General features: G+C 40.2%; 16 protein-coding genes. 5 read left to right on the top strand and 11 right to left on the bottom strand.

Annotated features, from left to right (window positions below):
• Nucleotides 1–73: 73 nt before the first annotated feature.
• Nucleotides 74–682: a 30S ribosomal protein S4 gene (gene rpsD / locus H6G59_RS05030; protein ID WP_127052685.1), complete on the bottom strand. Its 609-nt coding sequence runs from the start codon at nucleotides 680–682 to the stop codon at nucleotides 74–76.
• 515 nt (nucleotides 683–1197) lie between these two features.
• On the opposite strand from rpsD, the gene H6G59_RS05035 reads away from it, so the two are divergent.
• Nucleotides 1198–1773 (top strand): hypothetical protein, encoded by a 576-nt coding sequence (locus tag H6G59_RS05035; protein WP_190712050.1) that lies wholly within the window; start codon nucleotides 1198–1200, stop codon nucleotides 1771–1773.
• A 366-nt stretch (nucleotides 1774–2139) separates the two neighbouring features.
• Here H6G59_RS05035 and hetR read toward each other — a convergent pair whose 3' ends face one another.
• From hetR to H6G59_RS05055, 4 genes are all read right to left on the bottom strand, one after another.
• Entirely contained in the window at nucleotides 2140–3039 is a 900-nt protein-coding gene (hetR, locus tag H6G59_RS05040; RefSeq protein WP_127052682.1) for a heterocyst differentiation master regulator HetR, read from the bottom strand.
• Nucleotides 3040–3293: 254 nt separating this feature from the next.
• Nucleotides 3294–5576 carry a DMT family transporter gene (locus H6G59_RS05045; RefSeq protein WP_190712052.1) on the bottom strand — a complete coding sequence of 761 codons (2283 nt, stop codon included), beginning with the start codon at nucleotides 5574–5576 and terminating at the stop codon, nucleotides 3294–3296.
• Nucleotides 5577–6053: 477 nt separating this feature from the next.
• Complete coding sequence (locus tag H6G59_RS05050) at nucleotides 6054–7313, bottom strand: inorganic phosphate transporter (RefSeq protein WP_190712054.1); 1260 nt, start codon at nucleotides 7311–7313, stop codon at nucleotides 6054–6056.
• 168 nt (nucleotides 7314–7481) lie between these two features.
• Entirely contained in the window at nucleotides 7482–8528 is a 1047-nt protein-coding gene (locus tag H6G59_RS05055) for an alcohol dehydrogenase catalytic domain-containing protein (RefSeq protein ID WP_190712056.1), read from the bottom strand.
• A gap of 531 nt (nucleotides 8529–9059) precedes the next feature.
• Here H6G59_RS05055 and H6G59_RS05060 point away from each other — a divergent pair.
• Both H6G59_RS05060 and H6G59_RS05065 read left to right on the top strand, forming a co-directional pair.
• A complete protein-coding gene (locus H6G59_RS05060; RefSeq protein ID WP_190712057.1) occupies nucleotides 9060–9770 on the top strand; it encodes a hypothetical protein in 711 nt (236 codons plus the stop codon).
• 190 nt (nucleotides 9771–9960) lie between these two features.
• Complete coding sequence (locus H6G59_RS05065; protein WP_190712059.1) at nucleotides 9961–10323, top strand: hypothetical protein; 363 nt, start codon at nucleotides 9961–9963, stop codon at nucleotides 10321–10323.
• An 86-nt stretch (nucleotides 10324–10409) separates the two neighbouring features.
• Here the strand turns inward: H6G59_RS05065 and H6G59_RS05070 are convergent, their stop codons facing one another.
• From H6G59_RS05070 to H6G59_RS05080, 3 genes are all read right to left on the bottom strand, one after another.
• Entirely contained in the window at nucleotides 10410–10889 is a 480-nt protein-coding gene (locus H6G59_RS05070) for a helix-turn-helix domain-containing protein (protein ID WP_199331932.1), read from the bottom strand.
• 301 nt (nucleotides 10890–11190) lie between these two features.
• Nucleotides 11191–13098 carry a 1-deoxy-D-xylulose-5-phosphate synthase gene (dxs, locus tag H6G59_RS05075; protein ID WP_190712061.1) on the bottom strand — a complete coding sequence of 636 codons (1908 nt, stop codon included), beginning with the start codon at nucleotides 13096–13098 and terminating at the stop codon, nucleotides 11191–11193.
• A 149-nt stretch (nucleotides 13099–13247) separates the two neighbouring features.
• Nucleotides 13248–13919, bottom strand: a complete 672-nt coding sequence (locus H6G59_RS05080) for an S-layer homology domain-containing protein (RefSeq protein ID WP_190712064.1) — start codon at nucleotides 13917–13919, stop codon at nucleotides 13248–13250.
• 226 nt (nucleotides 13920–14145) lie between these two features.
• Between H6G59_RS05080 and rpiA the strand changes: the two genes are divergently transcribed.
• Both rpiA and H6G59_RS05090 read left to right on the top strand, forming a co-directional pair.
• Nucleotides 14146–14856, top strand: a complete 711-nt coding sequence (rpiA, locus tag H6G59_RS05085; protein ID WP_190712066.1) for a ribose-5-phosphate isomerase RpiA — start codon at nucleotides 14146–14148, stop codon at nucleotides 14854–14856.
• A gap of 75 nt (nucleotides 14857–14931) precedes the next feature.
• Nucleotides 14932–16113: an aldo/keto reductase gene (locus tag H6G59_RS05090; protein ID WP_190712068.1), complete on the top strand. Its 1182-nt coding sequence runs from the start codon at nucleotides 14932–14934 to the stop codon at nucleotides 16111–16113.
• A gap of 11 nt (nucleotides 16114–16124) precedes the next feature.
• Here the strand turns inward: H6G59_RS05090 and H6G59_RS05095 are convergent, their stop codons facing one another.
• The 3 genes from H6G59_RS05095 to H6G59_RS05105 all read right to left on the bottom strand — a co-directional run bounded on the left by H6G59_RS05095 (nucleotide 16125) and on the right by H6G59_RS05105 (nucleotide 19685).
• Nucleotides 16125–16784: a DUF4276 family protein gene (locus tag H6G59_RS05095; protein WP_190712069.1), complete on the bottom strand. Its 660-nt coding sequence runs from the start codon at nucleotides 16782–16784 to the stop codon at nucleotides 16125–16127.
• Between the two features lie 2 nt (nucleotides 16785–16786).
• On the bottom strand, nucleotides 16787–18262 hold the full coding sequence (locus tag H6G59_RS05100) for an AAA family ATPase (RefSeq protein ID WP_190712071.1): 1476 nt from the start codon (nucleotides 18260–18262) through the stop codon (nucleotides 16787–16789).
• 112 nt (nucleotides 18263–18374) lie between these two features.
• Nucleotides 18375–19685 carry a hemolysin family protein gene (locus H6G59_RS05105; protein ID WP_190712073.1) on the bottom strand — a complete coding sequence of 437 codons (1311 nt, stop codon included), beginning with the start codon at nucleotides 19683–19685 and terminating at the stop codon, nucleotides 18375–18377.
• Nucleotides 19686–19870 lie beyond the last annotated feature (185 nt).

Raw genomic sequence — 19870 nt, forward strand, 5'->3', positions numbered from 1 at the left:
AGAATAAACTATTGCTTTTTGCCTTTTGTCTCTGACTCCTGACTCCTGACTCCTGACTCCTGACTCCTGACTCTTACGCTTGACGAGAGTAGTATTCCACCACAAGTAGTTCATTAACTTGAAGCGCTACCCATTCTCGTTCAATCACGCTGTTGACTTTACCAATCAATTTGGTTTTATCAAATTCTAAGTGATTAGGGAGGTTAGCTAAACCAGGATATTGCAAGTTAGCTTCAACTAATTTCTTGGATGCTTCCTTATTCCTGACAGCAACTTCTTCACCGGGGCGGCACTGATAGCTGGCAATATTAACTACACGACCGTTCACAGTTACGTGACCGTGATTTACCAGTTGACGCGCTGCGGGAATGGTGGGAGCCATACCCATACGGAAAACCGTGTTATCTAAACGCATTTCTAACAATTGCAGCAATACTTGTCCGGTAGAACCAGTTACACGTCTTGCTTTCCGCACATAGCGTAGCAGTTGCTTTTCAGTCAAACCATAGTTCATGCGGAGTTTTTGCTTTTCCTCTAGACGGATAGCATACTCAGAGCGCTTTTTACGGTTTTGACCATGTTGTCCTGGTGGATAAGCACGTCTAGCGCTTTTCCGAGTTAATCCAGGCAAGTCGCCTAAGCGACGGACAATTCTGAGGCGTGGTCCTCTATATCGGGACATGAGTTTCCTTAATTTAATCCTGTTTAAACTTTACCCAAATATTCTATTATGACATTCCCCGAACCAATTAGCTAGAGGATTCTTGGTTGAATGAGATTTCTTCTGAAAAGCTATCTCTAAATACTCGTCCTCTTGAACTAAGTAATGAGTTGAAATACTTACAAAAGACTTCATCTCTTCTGTACTTACTTTCAGTAGGTCTTGACCTAAAAAGCAGTATCTTCCAAGCTTTCAGGGCATGACCCTGCGTTCCCATGCGTCCCACGGTACGTTTAACTTAGATGTTGCGAAAACACTGCTTACGCAACGTTGACTATGATTTAAGTCGTTTTCGCCACAAACTACCCAGTATAGTCTAACCTAAGACCAATTTAATCCCCGGTGCCAATGGACAAAAATACGATCATCAGCCTTTGGAGCTATCTTAGGCAGACAATTGCGCCGAAATTCCTTGATTGTAGAGGAGTTTGAGCAGATTCTAAGTTAGCATAACCTTGGGTGTTTGGAGAATAACTATGTTAGCAACCAAAAAAGAAACTCGCAGTTTTCAGAACCAAAAAGGCAGTCGTACTTTGAGAATTTTGACAGCACCAGTTTTAGCCCTAGCTGGATTATTGACAACTATTGTCCCGAGTATAGCTGTTACAGATTCCTATGGAAATGATTACCGAGTCTGTGCCGCAAAACTTTTGAGTGCGGGTGTTACACCAGAAGCAGCATCTCAAGGTTGTGCCAAAGCTCTACGTCCCAAAGAGTTGTCTACTTGTGTAGCTCAAATTAAAGAGCAGACGCAAATTAATCCTGCTGATGCATTTAATTCCTGTAGTCAAGCCCGCCGTCCTGAGGATTTAGCTGCCTGTGTAGTTGGCATTAGCAAAAGTACCCAGGAGGCTGTCAATCCAGCCGCTTTAGCCTACTGTGGACGTAGTTTGTTGCCTGTGAATTTTGCTCAGTGTGTAGTTGGCTTGCGTAAGGAAATCGATTTCACCCCGATTCAAGCTTTAGATACTTGTATTGATGCTACTGAGCGAGCTATCAGTATCGGTTATGGGTCTACAACACCACCAGGATTTACCCCCATTGGAAAGTAAACCCAACCATAATAGGTGAAGGCAACTGGGGGAAGCAAGGGTGGGAGCCGCTTACTTAAATTTGCACTGACTTTAATTTAGGTGGGGTAAGATCCCCATGCTATAACACTCCCTGCTCCCCTGCCTCCTGTTGAATTTTGGGTTGCTATCTCTTTTAGGGGTGGGAGTGTAACTTTAACCGACTACTACCACTATGTGAGAACTTTGCTTGCTACACATATTAGCCGCGCTCATGCCATGAAAAAGGGCTATCAAAAATATCTGGCTTGATTTTCGTCCTCGATTAGACTGGGAGGCTGTGGCACAAATGGTTTAGTCAAGGTGGGAGTTCCAAAAATTAGAAGATTACTTCTAACTTTTGCGACTTTATTCGTCTTGACTGCCAAAAACCATTTGTAAGATCATTGGCATTCCTCCATCTTGGTGATATTTATCTGCCCAAGCGCGGATAATTTCATCAAGTTCCTCCATAGCCTGATCTAATCGTTCGGGAGGAATATCTAGTTCTTCTACAGCACGCATGGCATTGGCTTTGCGTTCTGCCCAATCTTTCATCATGCGAAAGTATCGAGCAGTGTCTTCTACCATTGTGTAAGTGCGTTCCTGATCGTCTGCTGGGGCATAAAAAGGACGAGTCAGAGCGTAGAAAGGCATTCCCCAAGGAGAATCAATGCGTGTCACTGTACCTGAGTATAGTAAACGGCGCTTGATATGTTCTGCCAAGGCTTCACTCAGGGGCATTTGGTGGTGAGGTGGTAACTCCTCTTGCGATCGCTTGTGTAGAAATTCAATTAACTCTAGAAACTCAAAGGAAGTGATTAACTGGGCATCAGGCAGATTTTTAGGCAGCTTGCGCTCAATTTGTTTTTTTTCTTCACTTGTCAGACTTGTACCAGGTACACGGGATCTTCCTGGTAGCCAAGGATATTTTTCCATCCAGACATAGGGCAATTGAATCAAATAGCGAGGTTCTTGAGAACCCAGCATTTTTAGCAATTTGCCTTCAGTCAGCGCCAGTCTGACTTCCTCAACAATGATTTTGACTCGCTTCGGTTCCAGATGATGCAAATGGCCTGTCATTCGCAGGTTTTGCCCCTGCTCCAGATAAGTCATGTAAATTGCACATTTAGCGGCAGTTGCGGCTGCATCTAAAAATGCTCCATGCCTATGCCCACTTGTGCGCATGGCACTAAAAGCTAGATAAAGCATGATCTGATCCATCGCACTTGGGCCAAGACGTTTGATCAGATCTATGTCGTTACTCATATTCACAGACAGATGAATGGCACGTTTACAAGAGTGGGATTCAAATTAAATTATCTAGTATACACCAAACTGCAATATAAGTCTTCCGTCCAGATAATTAATTATGTTTGAATCATGACTTTTTTTGTGATTCTTAGATACATTAACAATTTTCCCAGGATTTAGCCTAGGAAAAATGACGAGTTTGAAGCTCCGCATTTTGAGAATGGGGAAAGTCAAGCTCTAGGATGTTGAGTTTCATTGGTCTTGGTGATTTAGTTCTTGGGACTAGAAGATTTAACTTGATTTTGCATTTTTTCAAAGCTGAAAGCAACAGCACCTAAGGTTACTAATAAAACTCCCAGAATTTGTAACAGATCCAAAGTTTCCTGAATCATTAAGCCAGCAAAAATCACTGTTAAAACTGGTACAGTAGCGCCAATAATTGCTGATTGTGGCGCACCTAGTTTGCGAATCCCAAAGTTATTGAACAAATAACCGCAAAGAGTTAAGACACCCAACATAAAAGCACTTAGAATCACTTCCAGTAAATTGGATGATCTAATTGCTAAACTCCAATCACTAGGTAAGGGAAGCATTAAACAAATAAAGCTTAACAGTAACATAGTGGCGAAGTTAATTAAAGCAAAAGAAACTGGATGCAGTTGAGTGGCGCATAACCTAGTAAAAATTACATACACAGCAAAAGCTATTCCGGACATAATTCCGGAGATGGTTCCCAAAGAAGTATTGCTCATGGCTGTGGAATAACTACCCAGGATTATTAATTCACCACAGAAAATGGTAGCGTAAGCCCCAGCACTGATTAAATTAGGACGATCTCTAAACAGAAACCAGGCCAAGAGTCCACTAATCACGGGATAGACAAAGAACAGTGCGATCGCAATTCCTGTGGTTACTGTACCAATGGCAATGTAAATAAGTACTTGGGACAAAAACAAAAAGCAGCCACTCACCACTGACAATATTAAAACCCGCTTTGTTTTGGCACTATTAGAAGTGGCATTTCTGCCCACTGAATCAAATAGATTTTGCAGATCTTGCCAAATTGGTGGATGCAATATAGGAGCCAAGAGTAGCATCAATGGCACAACCACTAATAACCTCAGCATCAAAATCAGGAAAATATTACCCAAGGTTGGTGAGATGAATTGCTGTGTCTCAAACTCTCCCAGAAGCTGAGAATCTTTATAAAAAAGCGCCTTAATAGCTACGTTATAAAGGGACGATACCACCGTTGACAAAACAACCAACAAAAAGCCTAGCTGAACCGGAGACCAGTTTGGGGCGCTACGGGATCTTTGTCGGCGGGTGGTGACTTCCTGCTTTGGCTTTGGTGCAAAAGGAGGTGGAGATTTAGTTGTGCTTTCTGACAAGTTTGGAGTCAGAACAGAAATTGGCTCTGTTTTATTTTCCGCTTGTGGCTGTTTTGATGCAAAAGGAGGTGGGGATGTAGTTGTGCTTTCTGACAAGTTTGGAGTCAGAACGGAACTGGACTCTGTTGTATTTTCCTTTTGTGGTGGTTCTGTTGTAGTTGTGCTTTCTGACAAGTTTGGAGTCAGAACGGAACTGGACTCTGTTGTATTTTCCTTTTGTGGTGGTTCTGTTGTAGTTGTGCTTTCTGACAAGCTTGGAGTCAGAACAGAACTGGACTCTGTTGTATTTTCCGGCGGTGGTGGTTCTGTTGTAGTTGTGCTTTCTGACAAGCTTGGAGTCAGAACAGAACTGGACTCTGTTGTATTTTCCGGCGGTGGAGGTAAAGTTACCACAGCCTCTGTTGATGTAGTTTCGGTGTTTGGTAATTCTTGGGGTAGCAGAGAAATAGGTTCAGTAATTATTCTCTCTGAGGATTTTTCCAAAAAACCATTTTTGTAAGGCTCAGTCAGTTGTAATACAGTTGGCGCACCTCCTGTGACAACCTTGAGGGTAGTTGTTTCTTTGGTTTTGTCCAGTTCACCGCGTAGACGATTAATGAACTCGGCTAAAATCTCTTCCCCTTGCTGCTGTTGGTCGTACATTCGGGACAACTGCTGAGAAAGATGACTTTGATAATTTTTTAGTTCTTGTTGCAGCGAGCTAAAAGCAATCGTGACAGTATCATCAAGATTGTCCAACATTTGGCCGACATTCTCATTGATCTGACTGCTCGAATGAGTGGTAACTTCAGCAGACTTCAACGCAGATCGTTCAGAAGATTCACCTTCTATTGATTGAGTAGCTAAAGTCTTCAGGGAAGATTGTAGTTGTGAAGATATGTGTTTTGCCAAAACTTCCGCCAGCTGACGAATTAAAACTTGCTGTTCAGTAATTTGTCGAGCTTGCTGTAACTTTTCTTTTTCTTCTATCAATCGTTGAATGTCGTTAGCTAAACGGGTTTTTTCAGCCTCCAACCGCTTGACATCATCTTGCAACGACCGGAGAACATTCTGTTGCAAATTTTCTAAATCTTCAACTATGTCCCAGAGGGCATTTTCTGCTGCTCTAGGTAAGTCGCCCCTGCTTCGTGGGTTGTCTGGTCGCTTCTCAAATCGCCCCATGAGTTTCTAACCTCTAACACCTTGACGATAAATCAGTTATCAGTTGTCAGTTATCAATTTTCAGACTGATAACTATTTACTGTTTACTGATAACTATTCACTGTTTACTGTTTACTGTTCACTGATAACTGTTTCAAAGCCTTGCAGATGGGTAGGTTGCTAAAAACCACAATCTGTGCGAAGTGTAAATTGCGTGACAGTTTCCGTTGCTCTGAGGAATTAAAGTATTTTTCTAGGAAAAATAGAAGATATTGCCATCCCCTGCACAATATTCTAGTAAATGACCAACAATTCTGCAAAAATATGCTGTTTAGGAATAATTGCAGAATATAGCGGTTTTTGATTGGGTAGGATTCCCATTTTAGGTAGGGGTACAGCACCGAAAATTTTGTAGTGAAACAGCAATCTTACTTACGTTGTTTCCCTAAAATGTATTGCATTCAAATGAGAACCAGTATGTAAGAATCTCCATAAATTTCATTTTGAATTGAAGATCATCCGGATAATGCTAAAGATAGCAGCGCTGAGAATGGCACTGATAGGGACTGTAATTATCCAGGCGGCGGCGATTCCTTGGAGGGTTTGAAATTTAATTGATTTAAGGTTCTGCACTAGTCCAATGCCCACTACGCCGCCAACGAGGGCATGGGAGGTGGATACTGGTAAGCCTAAGCGAGAGGCTAGTAAGATGGTGGTGGCGGTGGCAAGTTCGGCGCAAAATCCGCTACTAGGTTGTAAGGATATGATATTTTCGCCGATGGTGGCAATAACTTTTTTACCCCAAATTGCTAAACCGGCAACAATGCCAATGCCACCAAGGATGAGAATCCAAATGGGGATGTTTAGTCCGTTATTGGGGACGCTACCTGTGCGCTGGATATAGGATATAACTGCTAGGGGTGCGATCGCATTCCCAACATCATTTGAACCATGTGCAAAGGCGACAAAACAAGCACTCAGGAGTTGAAATCTTCCAAATAAGCTCTCTACTGGATTTTGGATTTTGGATTTTAGATTTTGGATTGTGCTGTGATCTAATTGTCGCCAGCTATAAAGTGTCAGTCCTATGGCTGCGGCTGCACCTGTAAAGATGGGGATGTCGTGGGGGGGTAGATTTAAACCGACTTCTTCTATTAAAAAGTTTGTCAGTGGTTGGGTGAGGGATGGTAGAACAATTACACCAAATACACTCAGTAAAATGGCGCTTAACCAGGGAATCCATTCTTGTAAATGGAGGAGGGGATTCGGTTGTTCTAAAATCCAGTGCTGAATGAGACTGTAAAAAAAAGCCGCTACGATACCACTAATTACAGGTGTTAAAATCCAACCGATGCTAATTAAACCAATAGATGACCAATCTATAGCATTTATTCCCAAGGCTATCCAACTAAATCCAGCGATCGCACCGACTACGGCATGAGATGAGGATACAGGTAAACCGAGTGATGTGGCAATTTGTAGCCAAACTCCAGATGATATCAGTACCGCTACCATCCCTAAAAGTAAGGTTTGCGGTGTGGTGATGAATAAATCAGGGTTGGCAATTTTCGTTCCTAAAGTTTCCGTTACCCCATGTCCAAATAATACTGCACCTGTAAATTCGAGGATGCCGGCAATAATGATGGCTTGTTTGAGGGTGACGGCTTTAGAACCTACAGAAGTCCCCATTGCATTGGCTACATCATTTGCGCCAAGATTAAAAGCTACATAAAAAGCTAAGAAGGCGAGAATAATCATAGTTGTCTGATAGCGTAGCGTGGCGTAGCCATATCAGGATTTAGAGGATGATGTCTGAATCAGGATTTACAGGATTTTGCGATTTTCAGGATTTACTGGATGATTGTCAGAATCAGGATTTACAGGATTTAAGGATTTACAGGATTAATCCCCAAATCCCAACTTGATTTATGGATAAATTAGAATTTTATAAGTTTCTGGTGTGGGTGCGATCGCTTGGTCTACGGCTTGTGATAAATCTTGTAGGGGATAGCGATCGCTAATTAAGGCTTTGACATCAATCCGGCGATTAAAGACAATATCGGCGGAAAGACTTTGTAAACGGTAAGATGAACTGTAACTACCCATCAAGTCGATTTCCCGACGATACAGAACATTCGGATTCACGGGAATTGTCAATTCATCGGGAAACTCCGCGAAAAACAGGATTTTTCCACCTTTGCGGGTACAGTCTAAAGCTTGAAAAAATGCTTTATCACTGGGAACAGCTAACAAGGTGACATCAACACCCATACCCCCAGTTAAAGCTTGAATTTTGGCAGGTAAATCAGGATCACGAGCATCAAAAGCGGCTTCTGCGCCAACATTTAGAGCTTTTTCAATTCTAGAAGGAAGTAAATCAGTAGCGATCGCTCTGGCTCCAAAATACTTCACCAACATCATAAACATTAACCCAATTGGCCCAGCCCCAGTGATTAACACAGTCTGTCCCGGTGCAATTTGAGCCTTTTTCACCGCTTTTAAACAGCAATTAGTCGGTTCTACAAAACTTGCTTCTTCAAAACTAATATCATCGGGAATAGGAATTAAACCTCCATTCTGAACAATATGGCCTGGTACTTTCACATACTCCGCAAAACCACCACCACTAGCGTTAAAACCTGCGGTAGTCGAGATATTTTTATAAACATCGCACATGGAGAAATTATCATTTAAGCAGTAAGCGCAACGCATACATGGTATATGGTGCATCACCGCAACCCGTTGTCCTACTGTCCAATCTTTAACCTTGGAACCTACCGCTGCAATAGTTCCAGCCGTTTCATGTCCAAATATACGTGGCGGTTCATACAAAGGATAACGAATTTTTTTAATATCTGACTGACATAAACCCACAACCCGCACCTGTACTAGCACTTCATCTGCTTCTAGTGTCGGAACTGGGACTTCTTCGTAGGATAATTGATTTACGCCTCTAAATACTTGTGCTTTCACGTTGGTTTCTTATCGTTCAACGTTACTAGATTTAGCATTTTGTGGTGAACTTTAGGTTATGAAAGTATGGATTTTTTGAACAAATCCTGGTATTTGGTTACTTAATTTATCTAGTAAATAATGTAGAGACGTTCCATGGAACGTCTCTACAAGAGTTTGAGATAAAGCATATTTAATTTTTACCAGATGTTTAACGTGGGTTTTCAGACTGAATTCATTTCTTTTCAATGACTTAAATCACAAATGTATAGTGTTATATATTACATAACTAAATTTAATTAGCTGGTAGTTTAGTGTGGTTAAAACCGTCTTATAAATATTTAATAACTTATTTACTATTTACTGATTATTTAGATGCTTTTTCTGAAGATCAAATCAAGAAATTCATTCTTGTTTATAGTATTTTACTCATTTTGTCTCTCGTTATCACTTGCATTAATCCATACTGCATTTACCGCAAATACGGTTTTTGCAACATTAGGATTAACTTTATTTTTATCAGGCATATTTTTACATTTTAAGAATCAAAATATGGTCAAAAGCCAATCTAATATAATTAATTATCAACCTAGATTAGCACCGATGAAGGAGATAATACCAGCAACAAATAATCACAATCTAGTTAATACAAATGGTGGTAATTATAATAAAAATATTAATGGTAACTATATTCAAAGAGATTATATAGATCAGTCTATTACTATTGGAGGGCAGAAAGTAGAAATCAGTTCCGATATTTCTCAGACAATCTACGATTTTAAAGATATACTGACTGAGATGATAGCTAAAAGCTCAGATCCAAGAAAAGCAATATCTGAGTTTACAGAGGAGTTAGTTCAAGAATTACGCAGAAATCCAGAAGCTAAAATAAATTTTAGTGTGCAATATGATAGCAGTGAAGAAGAACTAGTAAATAATATAATTAGAATATTGCTTACACAGGATTCTTCTGAATTAGAAAATATAAATGTTAGCAATGGGTTGATGAACATAAAACCTATTGACAATCAATACGATAGTGAAAAAGATTATAAAAATAATATACCCTATAGAGGATATACAATTGAATTACTCAATGGTATAAATAATAGATGGATATATAAGATTAAGCGAAAAGATAACACCTTTTTGGAAAATATTAAGAGAGGAGGGTCATATAGAGAAGAAACTGCTATTACAAAAGCTAAGAAGGAAATTGATAAAGAACTAACAGAAATATTTCATAATCAGGAAAGCATCTAACTTTTAATAAAAAAATTACGTATTTTAGTAGTAATTTAATTAGAATGTTTTAAAGTTTACTTATCCAAAAAGTATAGTTTTTTACTAAAAATGACGACATAATTAAGATTTTTTACATCAAATTTCTATTAGACATACAGTAATTTCATATATAATATAGCTAATACTTCTGTATAAAAGAGATAAATATATGGCAGGTGATCGTACCATTAATACTGGTGGTGGTAACTATAACGAACGCATTGAGGGTAACTACATCCAAGGGAATTACTATGCCGCAGGACAACTACAAAGCCTCAGTGAAGCCGCTGCTGAAATCCAAAAACTCCTTGAACAATTAGGGAAGTCATACTCTACTGAAACTACAGCAGGAAAAAAGGCAATTGCTACAGAAACTATCAGCCAAATTGACAGCAATCCAACTTTAGCTGCACGGATACTTAGCGCTCTAAAAGGAGGTAGTGTTTCTGCATTTGAGCAATTCCTTAACCACCCGGCGGCCAGCTTTGTTATTAGTGCGTTAGAAGATTGGCAAAAAACTAAGAAAAATTAAGAATGATATTGCATTTCCACATGAAATGTAAGGTTGGGTTGAGGAAACCCAACAAAAATCTATCTAAAATAACAGAGAGTACCATTTTACTGATCTAATTCGCTACTCTCATCATCATAAAACCCCTCAGCTTCTAAAAATTGAGTGAATTGCTTCAGTCCTTCCCGACGCTTGATATTGCGCTGTTCCTTATATTTCATCAAATCGTCAAAACGAACACGCCGATGTGTTCCTACTCTAATGCAAGGAATTTCACCCAGGTCTAATAACTTAATCAGATGGGGACGTGAAATTTTAAGAAGGTCTGCTGCTTTTTGGGTCGTCAGTTCTTTATCCTGAATGACTACAGATATTACTTTACCTGATGCCAGTGCATGAACAGCCTGATGTAAAACCTGATAAACAGATTCGGGAATGTGAATTTCTTTACCGTCTGCTCCTACTAGTTTTGGTTGGGAGCCTTCAAGCTGAAGTATACGTTCAAGGTGCTTGATGGATGATTGTTCCTGTTCTTGAGCCATCACTGACTCTAAGGGCAGGTTTTGCCCAGATATGATGGTCTTCATAGTGAATAGATTCATAGTGTATTTAGATAATATCTTTTATATTCTCTAAACGCAATATCCGAAACGGCAATCAAATAAAAATGTATTTTATGAGACTCAAGATACGCTATATTTATGGATGCACAGGATAAAAATAATTACATCGTGTAAATCCTCAAATCCTGTAAATCCTGATTCAGACAATAAAATGATGCTTATTTATAAAAAACTGTAATGAGGCTGCAACTCTAGGATAAAGGAAGGCAGAGGCTTCAAGAATTCATTCCCATACAGAGTATGGGAACGAGAAAAAGAAAATTATTTAGACAACAGCAGCAGCTTGTTTTTTAAAGAAAGCTTGCAAAACAGTTTCTGCAATTTGCCGACTAGTTAAACCTAAGGCTGCATAAGATTCATCGGGTGTGGCATGATCTACCAAAATATCTGGTACACCAATTCGCTTCACAGGAACCAAAACATCAGCATCCATTAAAGCCTCAGCCACCGCAGAACCAAAGCCACCCATCAAACAGCCTTCTTCCAAAGTGACAACTCGGCCAATTTGTTGAGCCAAAGGTAAAATCAACTCAGTATCCAAAGGCTTAACAAACCGGGCATTAATCACAGTAGCTTCAATGCCATGTTCGCTGAGAATTTCTGCTGCTTGCATACTTGGGTAAACCATCGTGCCGTAACCGACGATTAACACATCATCACCCTGGCGGAGAATTTCCCCTTTCCCGATTTCCAAAGGTTCCCAACCTTCTTCCATCAAAGGGACACCATGACCATTACCGCGAGGGAAACGCATAGAAATGGGGCTACTGGTGTGGTTAATACCAGTCACCACCATCCGTTGTAATTCCGCTTCGTCCTTGGGAGCCATCACTACCATGTTGGGAATACAACGTAGATAGGCGATGTCATACATACCTTGGTGAGTCGGACCATCAGCACCAACAATACCTGCCCGGTCTAAACAGAAGAATACAGGCAGGTTTTGGATGCAGACATCGTGAATAATTTGGTCAAAGGCGCGTTGTAAGAAAGTGGAATAGATAGCAGCAACAGGGCGCATTCCTTCACAGGCTAAACCAGCCGCTAAAGTGACGGCGTGTTGTTCAGCAATACCCACATCAATGTATTGATTGGGTAGTTTAGCTTGGAGTTTATCTAAACCTGTACCGGTAGCCATTGCTGCCGTAATCCCGACGATTTTGGGATTTTGTTCTGCCAGTTTCACCAAAGTGTGAGAAAAGACTTTAGCGTAAGCTGGAGGTTTGGGTTTACTGGAAGGAATAGCCTTACCAGTGGTTAAATTAAAGGGAGTTTGGGCGTGGTAGCCTACTTGGTCTTTTTCAGCTAGTTCATAGCCTTTACCTTTAGTTGTCACCACATGAACCAAAACCGGGCCAATAATTTGATGTGCCTGTTGGAAGGTAGCAATCAACTCTTCTAAATTATGCCCATCTACAGGCCCCATGTAAGTAAAGCCCAGTTCTTCAAAAACTGCACCTACTTTAGGAACCGCTAAACGCTTCATTCCTTCTTTAATGCGTTCTAGTTCTGGGGAAAGAGATTCACCAACAAAAGGAATGTGTTTGAACTGTTCCTCTAAATTATCTTTGATAAATTGCATCGGTGGGCTAAGGCGCATTTTGTTGAGATAGCGGGGAATAGCACCGACGTTGGGGGAGATGGACATCTCATTGTCATTGAGAACCACCAACAGGTTAGTTTTGGGTAAGTGTCCAGCGTGGTTGATGGCTTCTAAGGCCATACCACCGGTTAAAGCACCATCTCCAATGACAGCAACAGCTTTAAATTTTTCCCCTTTTAAGTCGCGGGCTAAAGCCATACCTAGGGCAGCTGAGATACTGGTAGAAGCGTGTCCAGCACCAAAGTGGTCAAACTTGTTTTCACAACGCTTGAGATAACCTGCAACTCCGTCTTTTTGTCTGAGAGTGTGGAAGTCACTGTAGCGTCCTGTGAGTAGTTTGTGGGGATAAGCTTGATGTCCCACATCCCAAATGACTTTATCTCGATCTAAGTCCAACGTCTGGTAAAGCCCAAGGGTTAGTTCTACAACTCCCAAACCGGGGCCTAAATGCCCCCCAGTTGCTGCTACGGTTTGTAAGTGCTTTTCTCGAATTTGACGAGCAATTTGTTGCAATTGGCGAATCGACAAACCATGCAACTGGTTAGGATGGGTGATTTCACTCAGGTGCATATTATACGGTTTTCCTCTCTATACTCTACTTTTGGCATTAATTAGATTTTCCCACTTCAGGTGGCTACAAAAAGCTGGCAGTTATTAATGTCGTTTGTAGAAGTATAACTTTGGTTAGTTATCCGCAGCCATTTCTCCCCGTTTCCCGATCATAATTGGGGTACACCAGGGACTACTGGTGTCTCTGGTTGTTTCTGTTGGCGTTGCAAATATTTACTTAAGACGTAAGCCATGTCACCACGGGTCATGGGGCGTAATGGGTTAATATTACCTTGGCTATCTGTGTTGATAAATTCTTCACTGACTACGGTAGCGATCGCTTTTCTTGCCCAAGTGGGTATGGTCTCCGCATCTGGGTGTGCTGTCAAAATTTCGTTGACGGTATCGTTGGGGAACTGAAACACTCCATAGGCCTGGGCAAAAATTGCCAAGCCTTCAGCCCTAGTTACCTTTTGATTGGGAAAGAACATATTCCCGCGATAGCCTTTCATGATGTCGGTTTTGAGAACTATCTGAATATCTTGATATGCAGGGTGAGAATTGGGAACATCTGGTATCAGTGTTGCATTTTTTTGTGCAATAGCTTGGCGCTTTTCTAAATGAAAGGCTTTAACTAAAATTGATGCTAATTCAGCCCGACTAATTAAGCTGTCTGGATAAAATTGACCATCTGGAGAATTGGTAATTAAATTGGCGTTAATCACCTTTTGGATATAATCTGCACTTGTCACAGGTAGTTGTTCTGTTGTTTTTGCCTGTGCAATTACTGGGTAGGTTTGCAGTAGGCTGACTAAACTCAATGTACCTAGTAATTTTTTCATGTCAACTATGATTTTAGAAACGCATGATTGGTGTTGACGTTTTTTGAATAACTGAAGTTGCCGATTTTTTATATCATTAATTATGAGTATTTTTTATGTATAATTTGAAAGTTTTTATCTGGGAAATATAACCAATTACCTATTACCTATTACCCATTACCAATTTTGTAGTATAGTCGGCTGTGATAGTGTCTTTCCCAAAGTTAATTTTTCAGGAGTTTTGAGAATGTCCGTAGCAGCAGACCCCGTGAAGTTGATGAAGCAAGAAGTTGGCAAAGCCGCCGCCGCCCTGGTAAAATCGGGTTCTATAGTTGGATTGGGTACGGGGTCAACTACAGCCTACACAATTCAGTATTTAGGAGAACGCCTCAAGTCTGGTGAACTCACAGATATTGTTGGTATCCCCACCTCCTTTCAGTCGGAAGTTCTAGCAAAACAGTACGGTGTTCCTCTTACCACTCTCGACGCTATTGACCATATTGATATTGCTATTGATGGTGCTGATGAAGTTGATCCCCACAAAAACTTGATTAAAGGCGGTGGTGCAGCACATACCCGCGAAAAAGTGGTAGATTATCTGGCAGAGCAGTTCATTGTTGTGGTCGATGGTGGTAAGTTAGTAGACCGCTTGGGTTCTAGTTTCGCTGTCCCAGTGGAAGTTATCCCTATGGCTATTACCCCCGTTCTCAATGCGATTAAAAAACTCGGTGGTAAACCAGAACTCCGCATGGGTGTAAGAAAAGCCGGCCCAGTCATCACCGACCAAGGTAACATGGTTGTAGATGTGAGATTTGACAATATTAACGACCCTGTTAATTTAGAGAAAACACTGAATAATATTCCTGGTGTTTTGGAAAATGGGATCTTTGTAAATTGTGTTGATTTAGTTCTGATTGGCGAAGTTATCGATGGTAAGCCTGTTGTCCGCCAAATGTAGTTAAAATAAGTAGGGTGGGCAATTCCCACCTGAAAAACTAAAACCTAAAAATGAAAGATTAGAATTTTAAATATAATGTTGTACAGAAGATTTGGACGCACAGAATTACAAATCCCAGTGTTCTCTTGTGGAGGAATGCGATATCAATTTAAATGGCAAGATGTTACACCAGAAGAAATTCCAGCAGATAATCAAGAAAATTTAGAAGCGACGATTCGTCGTGCATTAGAAGTTGGGATTAATCACATTGAAACTGCCCGTGGTTACGGAACATCAGAAATGCAATTGGGTAAAATATTACCTCAGTTTCCCCGTGAGAAATTAATAGTTCAGACTAAGGTTTCTCCTGTGGCAAATCCTCAAGAATTCCGCCAAACTTTTGAAAAATCTTTGGCTTATCTCCAGTTAGATTATGTTGATTTGCTGGGTTTACATGGCATTAATGATGAAGAAAGTTTAGATTATAGTATTCGTGTAGATGGTTGTTTAGAAGTAGCGAAACAGTTACAAGCTGAGGGAAAAGTTAGATTTATTGGCTTTTCTACTCATGCGCCCACAGATATAATTTTACAAGCAATTAATACTAATCAATTTGATTATGTGAATTTGCATTGGTACTATATTAATCAATGGAATTGGTCTGCTATTGAAGCTGCTAATAAATTAGATATGGGTGTGTTTATTATTAGTCCATCTAATAAAGGTGGGCTATTATATCAACCATCTGCAAAGTTAGTTGATTTGTGTGCGCCTTTGAGTCCAATGGTGTTTAATGATTTATTTTGTTTAAGTCATCATCAGGTGCATACTTTGAGTATAGGGGCAGCAAACCCAACTGATTTTGATGAACATTTAAAAACTTTAGAATTGTTAGATAAAGCCAAGGAAATTTTACCCCCGATTTTTGAACGGTTAGAAAATGCAGCCATAGAAACTTTAGGAAAAGATTGGGTAAAAACCTGGGAAACTAATTTACCAACTTGGGAAAAAACACCAGGACAAATAAATATACGGGTGATTTTGTGGTTATTAAATTTAGCTTTAGCCTATGACATGATCGAGTATGGCAAAATGCGCTATAACCTTTTAGGTAATGGTAATTCCTGGTTTCCTGGTAATAAGGCTGATAAGTTAGCAGAATTAGATTTGCGAGAATGTCTTGTTAATAGTCCCCACGCTGAAAAAATTCCGCAGATGTTAGCGAAAGCCCAGGAGATATTAGGGGGTGCAGAGGTGAAGCGGTTGTCTCAAAGTTGAATTTTATTTTATTAAGAATCTTCTGAATAGGAATTCCAACCTTGAATTTCTACAACTTGTTGAATTTCTGCTTCTAATTCTTGAAAAGCAGATAAAGCCCGTAGAGGAGAAAAATCATCTATTAAGTCTGCTAAACGGTGAATACGTTCGTTTACCCGAAATTTATCGAGTCTACGACCATTAAGACCACTAGCTTCTCGTAATAGTTGATAAAGAACTTCTTTAGGGTCAGATAGTTGTTCAACTGTATGAATATTTGGTAATTGTAATGTCTGACGACCACGAGGATTATCCGCAGCTTCTCGTAGTCTTAAGTTGTCAAATAACAGCCATGCTTCTAACATCCGAACTGGAATAACACAAACATGAACTGGGATTATCACAGATTTTTGAACTTCTTCTAATGCTTTCTCAATTTCAATTACACGGTTTTGACGTGGTTCTCTTTCTGCGTCTCTATGAATAAATAAAAGGTCACAATGATAGAGTTCTAGGCTTTTGCTAATTTTTTGTGATAGAGTTTTTGGAACTTCACGTAAGCGTCCTAAATCAGCCCATTGTGGTTGAATAGCACAATTAACCTGATTTTCTCGTAATAGCCAGGTGAGGATAGGCATCAATGCTTTGTCTGAACTGCCATCTGATAGTAAAGTGTAGACAAGTTCTTTCATACCTATTCAGTCAGAGAACCAAGAATTAGAAATTGAAGGTCAGGTCTATCTACAACTCGGTGTTGATTGGGTTCTGATTCGTCCATTACTACTGGATTTAAGTAATCAAGAAGTTTACCTTTAGAAACAACATTTACTCCTTCAGGAGATTTTTCTCGCCACGTATCTGGTAAACAACCAAAAGACAACCTTTTAAACCGTTTTCCTGAACTTACCGTTTCCTTTAATTCAGCAACTAATAGACTATCATCAGGTATTTGCATAACGACAGCAGGTGAATGAGTATTGATGATTACTTGACGCAATGGATTATCTATATCAATGGGATAATTAACATCAGTTGCAATATCTTGAAGTAATTGGAGTATTTTGGGAATACGTGCTGGATGAATGCCATTTTCCGGTTCTTCCAAACACAAAAGACCTTTTGCTTCTGGGTCTAATGCCAAAATTGCTAAAGCTAAAAAACGCAAAGTTCCATCTGATAGCGCCCTTGCTGGATGTGATGTACCATCTCTATTAGTAACTATTAATGTTAGAAGTTGGCGTTTTTCATCCCGATCAATCTTGACTTCACCTACATCATTAATTAGTTCTGCCAAACGATTAGCGACTTGGCTGTAAACTTGTGATTCTGCTTCATCTTCCGTAAGTTCATTTTTTGAATAATTTTTATTTAACCTTGCTAAATGATAAAGTGTAGCAGCTAGATGAGAACCATCCATATCTAATTTTGTCGGTGATGTAAATTCATCTGGCTGACGTAGTGCTGAAGGTTCTAATTGTAGTAGCCGCCAAGATTGCATTTCTCTTCGTGCTAGTAAAACTGTAGGACTTTCAGCAGCATTAGCTACAGAAAGTACAGTTCGGGGAAGATGTTCAGCTAGTCGAGATAGAGGTTTTCCTTTAACACCATCTTGATGTAGTTTAATGATGGTTTTTTCTTTATCAACTTCAGTAGAAATAAATGGTGAAGTGCGTTTTCCTTTAACTGCGGATTTACGCCAATTAACACTGTGAGTAAACAATAAGTTTTTCTTGGCATCACCAAGATTTATGTGAACTAACTCCTCTTTAATAATTTCTAGTGAACCTAAAGACCGCAAGCTATCATCTGAACGGTAAGCAAGAGTTATGGAGTAGCGAAGAAAGGTTATACTAGCTTTTGCCTGTTGACCCAAATCATCTACACCTTCGGCAGGTATAATCATTTCTGCCTCAAAGGACATTTCATTTGCATATTCATCACCAAAGCGGTGAAATAGACTACGTACATCAGCGGTTCGTCCCTTTTCATCTCGCACAGATAAGGCAGCATCAATTAAAGGAAGGTCTGCGATCGCACTCAAAAATCTAATAGCATCAAATAAGTTAGATTTGCCAACTCCATTAGCACCTGCTACACAGGTAAATGAACCAAATCGAACATCTACATCGACAAGGTTTTTAAAACCAGAAACTTTTAACCTGGTCAGCATAATACTACGTAATAAAAGGTTAGTTAATAGATGAATGATAATGGTTCAGATCAGCAATCTTAACCCATTACCATATGCCTAACGGCAGGCTAACGCCAACACCTATCACTAATTACCCATGATGATTCGTTTTTGGCACGACTAGTACTTTATCCACACGATTTCCATCCATGTCCATGACTTCAAAACGCATACCTTCCCATTCAAAATGGTCTGCGGCTGCGGGGATACGTCCTAAATGGGTGATCACAAGTCCACCTAATGTTTGATAACTACCTCTTTCGTCGGGTTCCAATTCGTCGAGATCGAAAAGTTCCAAAAACTCTTCTATAGGCAACATTCCATCTACAAGCCAGGAACCATCTTCCCTTTGTACAGCTTCTGGTTGTTCCTGTCCTGGGCCTGCGGGTACATCACCGACGATTTCACTCATGATGTCATTGAGAGTGACTAAGCCTTGAATTACGCCATATTCATCGACTACTAGCGCCATGTGAGTGATAGTTTGTTTGAATAACTCTAAAACTTTTAACCCACGGGTGCTTTCGGGTACAAACACAGGCTGACGTAATCCTACTGTTAAGTCTAAAGGTTCACCCCGAAAACTGCGGGCTAATAAGTCGGTGACGGGAATTACACCCAGGACATTATCAAGTCCTTCTTGACAAACTGGATACCGAGAATAGGCACTATCGACCATTTTCTGGCGGTTTTCTTCTGGGGCATCTTCTAAGTCTAGCCAGACTATATCAGGACGTGGTGTCATTAAGTAACTGACAGGACGATCGCCTAAACGAAAAACTCGTTCTACCATATCCTGTTCGGCTTCCTCAAAGGTTCCGGCTTCTGTCCCTTGTTCTATTAAAATTTTGATTTCTTCTTCAGTTACTTGGGGTTCAGTAGAGGGTGTAATTCCCAATATTCGCAGTACCAAATCTGTAGATGCACTCAAAAGATATACTATGGGTGAAGCTATACTTGCTAAAGCTCGCATGGGGACGGCGACAAGGGCGGCAATTTTTTCTGGGTTGTTTAATGCCAGCCGTTTGGGTACGAGTTCACCAACTATGAGCGAAAAATATGTAATCAGTAAGACGACTACACCAAAAGCGATCGCACCACTATAATTTGCTAAAACTGGGACTAGCTTCACATACTCTTCTAGTCTTTTGGCAATGGTCGCACCGCCGAAGACACCATTGAGAATATTGATCAGTGTAATTCCCACCTGGACGATAGACAAGAAATGATTGGGCGAGTCTGCTAGTTTTAATGCAGCCCTGGCGTTGACATCTCCTTGATTAGCTAACTGTTGTAGTCTAACTTTTCGGGCTGAGACTACGGCCATTTCGGACATAGAAAATACGCCGTTGGCGAAAATTAGCACTAAAATGATTAAAATTTCAAAAGTGATGGAAGACATTGTTGATAATTGCCGTTAAAAAGAGCGAAGGTAGCTCAAACCCTAGTATCTAGTATTAAAGACGTTTCTATAAATGCTATGAGTATACATAAAGTAGTAGTTATGATTATGCCCTTTTATTCGCAAAGCGGCTGTTAACCCTTTTAGAATAGTTAACATAAACTTCTTATAGATTTTTTCATCCC

The organism is Anabaena lutea FACHB-196 (genome assembly GCF_014698305.1).
Taxonomy (GTDB): domain Bacteria; phylum Cyanobacteriota; class Cyanobacteriia; order Cyanobacteriales; family Nostocaceae; genus Anabaena; species Anabaena lutea.